Origin of the sequence: Nocardia sp. CC201C, from assembly GCF_030010695.1 — a bacterium.
In the GTDB taxonomy this organism is placed as follows: domain Bacteria; phylum Actinomycetota; class Actinomycetes; order Mycobacteriales; family Mycobacteriaceae; genus Nocardia; species Nocardia otitidiscaviarum.
The window spans coordinates 1-8085 of record NZ_JASCXP010000347.1 but is presented as its reverse complement, the minus strand read 5'-3'; the positions used below and the strand labels follow the sequence as shown (position 1 = coordinate 8085).

Below are 8085 nucleotides of genomic sequence, written 5' to 3'. Positions count from 1 at the left end.
CGGGTTCGGCGGGCGAGAGCAGACCCGCCCGCACCCGCCGATCCAAGCCGGGTTCCGCCGCCCGCACGCCCGCCCGGTCGAGCAGGCGCAGTGCGCGATCCGCACCCGGGTTCGCACTCTGTGCCGCCGCGTCGGAGTCCGCGCGCTGTTCAGCCGCCGCAGCCGAGCCGGAAGGACGCCGAACGCCCTCGGACCGATCACCTCCGCTTCCGGAGGCCGCTCGTGCAGCACTCGCCGCTGCTTCGACGGTGGTTCGCGATGTTCCCGTAGCATCCCGAGGCGCATCGGCCCCACCGCTGACGATCGGTCGCGCACCGCCCACCGCGCTGTCGCCGCCGGGCTGCGCTGCCGTACTCGCCGCGACGGCAGGCGTTGCTCCCGGGCCGCTCTCGGCGAGTCCCGCGAGTTTCGCGTTCACCCAGTCGGCGATCGTCCGCAGGTCGGCGGCGTCGGCGGTGTCGAGAGCCACGGTCAGCGTTTCGGCGGCGGTGAAGACCTCCGCGCCGGTGACGGATTGCAGGCGGGCCGCGAAGTCGGGCCAGCGGGTCAGAGAGGCGGCTCCGAATTCGAGGGCGGCGTCCTCGCCGGGCCAGCCCTCGGAGAGCGGGGCCAGCATGCCGCCCGCGACCCAGGAGGCACCCGAACCCACGGCGGGGTCGTACAGCGTGACCCGCCAGCCGGATTCGGCCGCCCGCCACGCCACCGACAGGCCGATCACGCCGCCACCGACGACGGCCAGGGTCCGCACCAGATCCACCTCACTCGGCCCCGCATCGGGGCCACCTACTCGGCGCGGTCCGGGTCCGGGATTCCGTCACGGTCACCCGCGACTCGCGCCGCCTCATTTCTCGACTACCCACGGTAGCGCGACACCCACCCACCACCGCACGAACCCCGTGCCCACCAGCCACCCAGCATCGGCGGCCGAAGGCCGGATGTGCGCCGCGGACCCGCCTCCCCCGCACCACCCGACCACACGCGCAGCCCAGTCGACTCCGGAGCAGGCAGCCCGACATGCACCACCGACCCCACCTCCCGGACCGCGTGAGACCACGTGCCGCGGACCGCAGCGGCACCGACGTTCTCGCCACAACCCCGCCGATGTGGCCGCCAGCATCGCTTCCCCTCGACCGGGCCGGGCCGACTCGCTATCTCGGCTGTCGTGGGCGCATGACGGCGAATCCAGCGGCCGCCGGGCACACGGCAGGCATGGCGCACAAGGAAGGCATGGCGCGATCCGGTACCAACGGCGTCGCTGCGGGCGCATTGTCGAATTGGCAGCCTCCGGGCGTGCGACTACCGTCGAATGGGTGCAACCCTCCCATCCGAACCGGCCCCTGCCTCCCCGGGAGCGCCTGGCGAGTGCGCGCCTGTACCTGTGCACCGATGCGCGCCGGGATACCGGGGATCTCGCGGCGTTCGCCGAGGCGGCGCTGGCCGGCGGCGTCGACATCATTCAGCTGCGGGACAAGGGGTCGGCCGGGGAGAAGCGGTTCGGCACGCTGGAGGCCAAGGCCGAGTTGGGGGCGTTGGCGGAGCTGAAGGCGGCCGCGCGGCGGCACGGGGCGCTGGTGGCGGTGAACGACCGCGCCGATGTGGCCTTCGCGGCGGGGGCGGATGTGCTGCATCTGGGGCAGAACGATCTGCCGCCCTGGTACGCCCGCCATATTCTCGGCCCGGACGTCGTAATCGGCCGTTCCACGCACAATCGCGCCCAGGCCGGGCTCGCCGCCATCGACGAGCACATCGACTACTTCTGCACCGGCCCGGTCTGGAACACCCCGACCAAGCCGGGCCGCACCGCCTCCGGTCTGGAGCTGATCCGCTCCACCGCCGAGGCCCATCCGACCCGGCCGTGGTTCGCCATCGGCGGCATCGACGACCAGCGGCTGCCGGAGGTGCTCGCGGCCGGGGCGACCCGTGTGGTGGTCGTGCGCGCCATCACGCACGCCGACGACCCGGAGGCGGCCGCGCGCGCTCTGAAACAGCGCCTGCTCGACAACGCCGCCCGCTGAGACCGGCGGGCGACGCCCGTGATTCAGCCGTAGAGCTCGACGAAGCGATCCAGCGAGCGTTCGATATCGCCGCGCAGCGCCTTGGCGACCACCGAGCCGATGGGCCCGAACAGCGGTGCGCCGCCGAGTTCGAAGTTGGCCGTCACCTTCGACCCGGAACCGGCCGGGGCCACGTCGAGTCGGATGCCGAATTTGGTGCCGCCGATGCCCGCGCCGGTGAGCACCAGTCGGCTCGGCGGTTCGGCGGTCTCGACGATCCAGGTGACGCGGTTGCGGAAGCCCTTGACGGTGGCCACGCCGACCAGCCGGGTGCCGGGGGTGAGGTCGTCGGGCACGGTACCGCGCCAGCCCTCGTGCAGGGTCAGCCACTTATCGAGTTCGGGCAGGTCGGAGGCGCGGGCCCAGGCCAGGTCGGGCGCGATGGGGACGTCTACGGAGACCTTCAGCTTTGCCACGTACTGGATGGTATCTGTTACATGACGTAGCTCTAATGAACGGGTGTTGTGAAATCGCCTACCCGACCGCCTCCAGCCGGATGGGGACGCCATTGAGGTGCGACATGCCCGCCAGCCGCTCCACATCCGAGACATCGGTGGACATGAGGTCGTTGACATTGGCTCCGCCCGCGGCATTGGCCCGCCGCCAGCCGCCCCGGTGCCCCCATCCGTGCGGAATCGCCACGGCACCCTCGGTCATATCCTCGCTGAGCCGGGCGACCACCTCGATGGAACCGTGCGCGGAACTGACCCGGCACCGCTCACCATCGGAGATCCCCGCCGCGGCAGCGTCTTTGGGATGGATCCGGGCGGCATGCTCACGATCCCCGCGCATGAGCGCGTCCACATTGTGCATCCACGAGTTGTGGGATTTCAGCTCTCGCATGCCGATGACCCGCAGCGGGTACTCGGGATCGGCGGCGGGCGGCACCAGATCGCGCAGCTCGGCAATGATCGGCTCGGGAGCCAGCCGCACCCGACCGCCCCTGTGCCGCACCACATCTCCCAGCACCCCGGTGTCGATGTGGTCGGCCAGCACCACCCCGTGCGGATGTCGGCGCAGCATGCGCAGACTCACACCGCCCCGGCGCAGCCCGAACCAATCGCCGTAGGGCCCGGTGCGCAGGGCCAGGTCGACCAGCAGGGTCGGACTCGGCCGGGCCGCGCGGCCGCCCGGAACCCGATTGCGCAGCACGCTCAGCAGCCGCCCCGCCGGGGACGCGGGGCCCACGGCGAAGGGCTGCACGCCGATGCGCAGCGCGATGTTGTCGATGATCCGCCACTCCTCGCGCGCCTCACCGTAGGGCTCCACCACCCGCTCGGTGTACTGCGTGTACGGGATGGGCGACAGCGCGGTGAAGGGCAGTGGAACGTCGTCGCGCTCCAGGAAGGTGGTGGCCGGGAGAATGTAGTCCGCCAGGCGATTGGTGTCGTTGACATAGAGGTCGATGGCGACGAACAGATCGAGTTCGCCCAGGGCGGAAGCCAATTCGCGGCCGTTGGGCACCGACAGCACCGGATTGCCCGCCGAGGTGAACAGCGCCCGCAGCTGACCGGGTCCGGGCGTGGTGATCTCCTTGGCCATCACCGCCGCCGGGAAGGTGCCGAGCACATCGGGGAAGTCGCCGATGCGGGAACGGTGCTTGCCGTACCGGATGAACCCGAGCCGGGCGTTCAGCCGCGACACCGCGACCAATTCCTTGCCGAACACCGAGCCGCCCGGCGCGTCGAGATTCCCGGTCACCAGGGCGAGCGCGTCGATGAGGAAGGCCACCAGCGTGGCATGCCGCCCGAGGCAGGAGCCGGTGCGTCCGTAGACGGCCGCCGAGTCCGCGCGTGCTAGTTCCCGGGCCAGCGCGCGCACCCGATCCGGCTCCAATCCGGTTGTCGCGGACGTGCTCTCGGGCGTGAACTCGCGCACCGCCGCCCGCAGCTCCCGCACGCCCGCCGCCTGTCGGCGCAGCGCCTGCCGATCCTCCAGCCCCTCGTCGAAGATGACCTGGAGCAGCGCTGCCAGCAGCCAGGCGTCCGTGTCCGGACGCACCCCCACATGCTCGAACAGGCGCGCCGTCTCGGTGCGCCGCGGATCGACCACCACCACGCGCCCACCGCGCTTGGTGATGGCGAGCAGTTTCTCGCGGATTCGCGGCGCGCTCATCGCACTGCCGTGCGACACCACGGGATTGGCACCGATCATGAGCAGGAAGTCGGTGCGGTCCAGATCCGGCACCGGCGCGGTGGTCATGGAGCCGTACAGCAGCTCACTGGCCACGAACCGATTGTTGATGTCCTGCGATCCGGCCGAGTACACGTGCCGCAGCCCGGCCGCGAGCTGGAAACCCACCATCCACAGGGTGTGCGAGTACGAGAAGGCCGACGGATTGCCGAAATACCAGCCGAGCGCCTCGCGACCGTGCGCGCGGATCACCCCCCGCAGCCGCTCGCCGATCTCGTCGAGCGCCGTATCCCACGACACCCGCTCGAAATCACCGGACTCCGTGCGCCGCAACGGATACAGCACCCGATCCGGGTCGTTCTGGATCTCGCTGAACGCGATGCCCTTGGGGCAGGCGAATCCGCGCGAGAGCGGATGCTCCCGGTCGGGTCGCAGCTGGACCAGCCGCCCGTCGGAGACGGTGGCGATCAGCCCGCAGAGCGGTTCGCAGATCCGGCAGTAAGTGGCGATCTCACGGGTGCTGCTCACCCCTCAAGACAACACCTGCGCCAGCGTGAGCAACAACACATTTCCGACCAGATTCGGGGCCGCCGGTATCGATTCGCTGATCCGCGCCGCGGGCTCGCCGTCCCCCTCGGTATGCAGCCAGACGAACCCGTGATCGGCCAGCTCCAGGGTGCGGGGCAGCGCCGCGGCAACCGCCGAGATATCGGTCAGCCCGTTGAAGGTCACCCGCTTCGGCGTGGCGCGCAGGGTCGGCCAGGCGGCGGCGAAACCGGGGTGCAGCGGTCGCGCCGGCACCTCGTCCTCGGGCACCCAGGCCAGCGCCGTGCTCTCGGCATTGCCGCGGGTGCGCAGGGTCTCGGCGGCATCGGCGACAACCGTGGTGTAGGTCCACCCGCTGGGCGCGGTGGCGGTGACCCGCCAACCGCGCACCCGAATGGACGCGGCCGGGATGCCCGCCTCCTCCTCGGCCTCGCGGACCGCCGCGTGCACGGTGGTCTCGTGGCTGTCGCGCGCGCCGCCCGGCAGCGCCCAGGTGCCGCCCTGATGACTCCAGGCCGCGCGGTGCTGAAGCAGCACCGCCGAGCCTCCGCCCGCCAGTGGGGCGCGCAGCAACAGTCCGGCAGCGCCGAATCGACCCCATTGGCGGGTGCCGTCGGGGCTGTCCGCCCAGCCGTCGCCGTCACCGCGCATCCGTCATGTCCTCCACCTGGTCCACGCCACGGGCGGCGACCCACGGAAAGGTGTTCGCCGCGCGCGGCACAAGACCACAATATGCTCAATCGACCGACAAGCAGTCGAGCGATCGTTTCCGGCCCGTGGGAGGTGAGCATGGCTCGCATCGAGCAGCAGCGGCTCGACGAGCTGTCGCCGCGCGCGGCAGCCGCCCTGGTGCGGGAGCGGCTCGACACCACCGAGCTGCGCGCCTTCGCGCGCTCCTCCCCCGCCAAGCTGATCGCCATCGGGTTACTGCTCCTGGGGTTGTGCGCGGCGGCCGGGGCGGTCACCGCGACCGGCGTGAACGATCGACAGCATGCCCTCGACGCCCTGCTCGAGCAGGCCGAACCGGATGCGAATTCGGCACAGCGGCTCTACACCGCGCTGTCGATGGCCGACGCCTCGGCCGGAACCGCCTTCATTTCCGGCGGTCTGGAACCGAAGCCGGTGCGCGAACAGTACAGCCGGGCCATCGGGGAGGCGGCCGCGGAACTGGTGACCCATTCCAACTACTCCAGCGCCGACGACACGCAACTGCGCACCGGCATCGCGAGCGGACTGCCGGTGTACACCGGACTCATCGAGACCGCGCGGGCCAACAATCGCGCCGGGCAGCCGGTGGGACCGGCCTATCTCAGCGAGGCGTCGCATCTCATGCAGGCGACGCTGCTGCCCATGGCCCAACGGTTGCAGGAGAACCGGGCGGCCGCCATCGGCGAGATCCAGCGCACCCATGTGCGCCCGCCGTGGCCCGCCATCGCGCTGCCGCTGCTGGCGGTGGCGGCGCTCATCGCGGCGCAGCTGTTCCTGGCCCGCCATTGGAACCGGGTCCTCAATCCCGGTCTGCTACTGGCCACCTGCACCATGGTGATCCTGCTGACCTGGACGGTGGTGGCGGGCGGCATCTCCGCGGTCGCGACCACCGATGCCCGGGACAGCGGCTCCGGCCCGACCGCGACGCTCACCGAGGGCCGCATCCTGGCCCAGCAGGCCCGCACCGCCGAAACCCTGAAACTGGTGCGCCGCGACGCCGGGGGCGACTACGACCGCACCTACGACGCGGCCATGAGCCGACTGCGCGAGCTACTCACCGGCTACCCGTCGCAGGCACCCGCCGCCACCGAGATCACCAGCGCGGTCGGCGCGCTGGACCGCTGGCGCGCGGCACATCAGCGGATGAACGAGGCGCTGGGGCGCGGCGACTTCATCGGCGCGGGGGCGGTGGCCACCGGGCCGGGAGCCGATGAGGCGGGCGCGCAGGTGGCGGCGCTGGACCGGGCGCTGGCCAATGGCATCGCCGCCACCCGCGACGCGCTGCGCCAGGACACCGCGCACGCCGCCCGGGTCCTCGACCTGCTGGCCCCGGGCGCGCTCGTACTGGCCACCGCGGCGGCCGTACTGGTGGCGGCGGGCCTGTGGCCTCGACTACGGGAGTACCGATGAGACGCCGACTACTCCTGCTCACCCTGGCGGCGCTGGTGGCCGCCGGATGCCACGGCGAGGACAGCGCCGCACCGCCGCCCACCCGGGTACCCAGCTTCACCGATCCGCCGCTGCCGTCGGGAGCCGTTGCCGCGCAGCCGCATACGTCCCCGCCGCCGGAACAGGTCACCTGCTCCGATCCGACCGCCAGCCTGCGCCCGGACGGGCGCGGCGGCCCCGCCGTGGACGCCATCCGCGCCCGCGGCCGCCTGCTGGTCGGGCTCGACCCGGGCAGCAATCTGTTCAGCTTCCGCGATCCCGCCACCGGCACCCTGTCCGGCTTCGACGTCGGCATCGCGCGCGAGATCGCCCGGGACCTGCTCGGCGATCCGGAGAAGATCGAATACCGCATCCTGGGTTCGGCCGACCGGGAACAGGCGCTGGCCGAGCACACCGTGGACGTGGTGGTGAAGACCATGACCATCACCTGCGAACGGCGACAGCGGGTGTCGTTCTCGACGTCGTATCTGCAGGCGCACCAACGGGTGCTGACCGTGCGCGATACCGGCATCGGCGGACTGGCCGACCTGGCGGGGCGGCGGGTCTGTGTGGTGGGCGGCACCACCTCGCTGGACCGGATCCGCCGCCAGCAGCCCGCGGCGTCCCTGCTCACCGTGCCGAGTTGGGCCGACTGCCTGGTGGTGCTGCAGCAGCGACAGGTGGACGCCATCAGCACCGACGACACCATCCTGGCCGGACTGGCGGTCCAGGATCCGCTCACCGTCGTGACCGGGGAGGACCTCAGCACCGAGCAGTACGGCATCGGCATTCCGAAGGATCAGGAAGATCTGGTGCGCTTCGTCAACGGCACCCTGGAACGCATTCGCGGCGACGGCACCTGGGACCGCCTCTACCAGCGTTGGCTGGCACCGCAACTCGGCACAGCCGCCATCCCCCCGCCGCCGAGATACCGGGACTGAGCCATGAGCGAACCGTCCGAACATCAGCGAGGCAGCGACGACGCACCGACACCCGGCGACGCCGAGGAGGGTGCGACGGAGGCCACCGCCCGCCCGGCGCGGACGGAACTCACCTTCCGTGCGGCACCCTCCGACGAACCCGGCGGCAATACCGAATTCGCAACCCGCCGAACATCATCCGGCGAATCCGGCGGCGACACCGCATACGCGCGGCGTGGGAAACGGGCGGACGCGGGCGGTGGCGGCACCGAACTCACGCCCCGGCCGACCACCGG

Annotated in this window: 8 protein-coding genes; 4 read left to right on the top strand and 4 right to left on the bottom strand. The window is 71.6% G+C overall.

All coding sequences use genetic code 11. The annotated features are described in order from the left end of the window. Window positions 1–751 (bottom strand): FAD-dependent oxidoreductase (locus tag QK444_RS27840; RefSeq protein WP_282785115.1); only part of this gene is annotated, 751 nt, incomplete at its 3' end. A 559-nt stretch (window positions 752–1310) separates the two neighbouring features. On the opposite strand from QK444_RS27840, the gene thiE reads away from it, so the two are divergent. Next, window positions 1311–2015, top strand: coding sequence for a thiamine phosphate synthase (thiE, locus tag QK444_RS27835; protein ID WP_282785114.1), 705 nt, complete (start codon window positions 1311–1313; stop codon window positions 2013–2015). Between the two features lie 23 nt (window positions 2016–2038). On the opposite strand, the gene QK444_RS27830 is transcribed toward thiE, so the two are convergent. From QK444_RS27830 to QK444_RS27820, 3 genes are read right to left on the bottom strand one after another with little or no spacing between them, the layout of a single operon-like run. Further along, entirely contained in the window at window positions 2039–2470 is a 432-nt protein-coding gene (locus QK444_RS27830; RefSeq protein ID WP_282785113.1) for an SRPBCC family protein, read from the bottom strand. A 58-nt stretch (window positions 2471–2528) separates the two neighbouring features. Continuing rightward, complete coding sequence (locus QK444_RS27825; RefSeq protein WP_282785112.1) at window positions 2529–4715, bottom strand: molybdopterin-dependent oxidoreductase; 2187 nt, start codon at window positions 4713–4715, stop codon at window positions 2529–2531. A 3-nt stretch (window positions 4716–4718) separates the two neighbouring features. Beyond that, window positions 4719–5384 (bottom strand): NUDIX domain-containing protein, encoded by a 666-nt coding sequence (locus QK444_RS27820; protein WP_282785111.1) that lies wholly within the window; start codon window positions 5382–5384, stop codon window positions 4719–4721. A 138-nt stretch (window positions 5385–5522) separates the two neighbouring features. On the opposite strand from QK444_RS27820, the gene QK444_RS27815 reads away from it, so the two are divergent. From QK444_RS27815 to QK444_RS27805, 3 genes are all read left to right on the top strand, one after another. After that, entirely contained in the window at window positions 5523–6851 is a 1329-nt protein-coding gene (locus QK444_RS27815; protein ID WP_282785110.1) for a hypothetical protein, read from the top strand. Beyond that, the gene (locus QK444_RS27810; protein ID WP_282785109.1) at window positions 6848–7810 is read left to right on the top strand and encodes a glutamate ABC transporter substrate-binding protein; all 963 of its coding nucleotides are present in this window, start codon (window positions 6848–6850) and stop codon (window positions 7808–7810) included. Before QK444_RS27815 ends, QK444_RS27810 begins: the two co-directional genes overlap by 4 nt. A 3-nt stretch (window positions 7811–7813) precedes the next feature. After that, the coding region (locus QK444_RS27805; protein ID WP_282785108.1) for a hypothetical protein at window positions 7814–8085 on the top strand (272 nt) is incomplete at its 3' end.

Excerpts from the sequence above, each read along its gene's own strand:
- QK444_RS27820 (WP_282785111.1), bottom strand. The coding sequence starts at position 5,384 with ATGCGCGGTGACGGCGACGGCTGGGCGGACAGCCCCGACGGCACCCGC.
- QK444_RS27815 (WP_282785110.1), top strand. The coding sequence starts at position 5,523 with ATGGCTCGCATCGAGCAGCAGCGGCTCGACGAGCTGTCGCCGCGCGCG.
- QK444_RS27810 (WP_282785109.1), top strand. The coding sequence starts at position 6,848 with ATGAGACGCCGACTACTCCTGCTCACCCTGGCGGCGCTGGTGGCCGCC.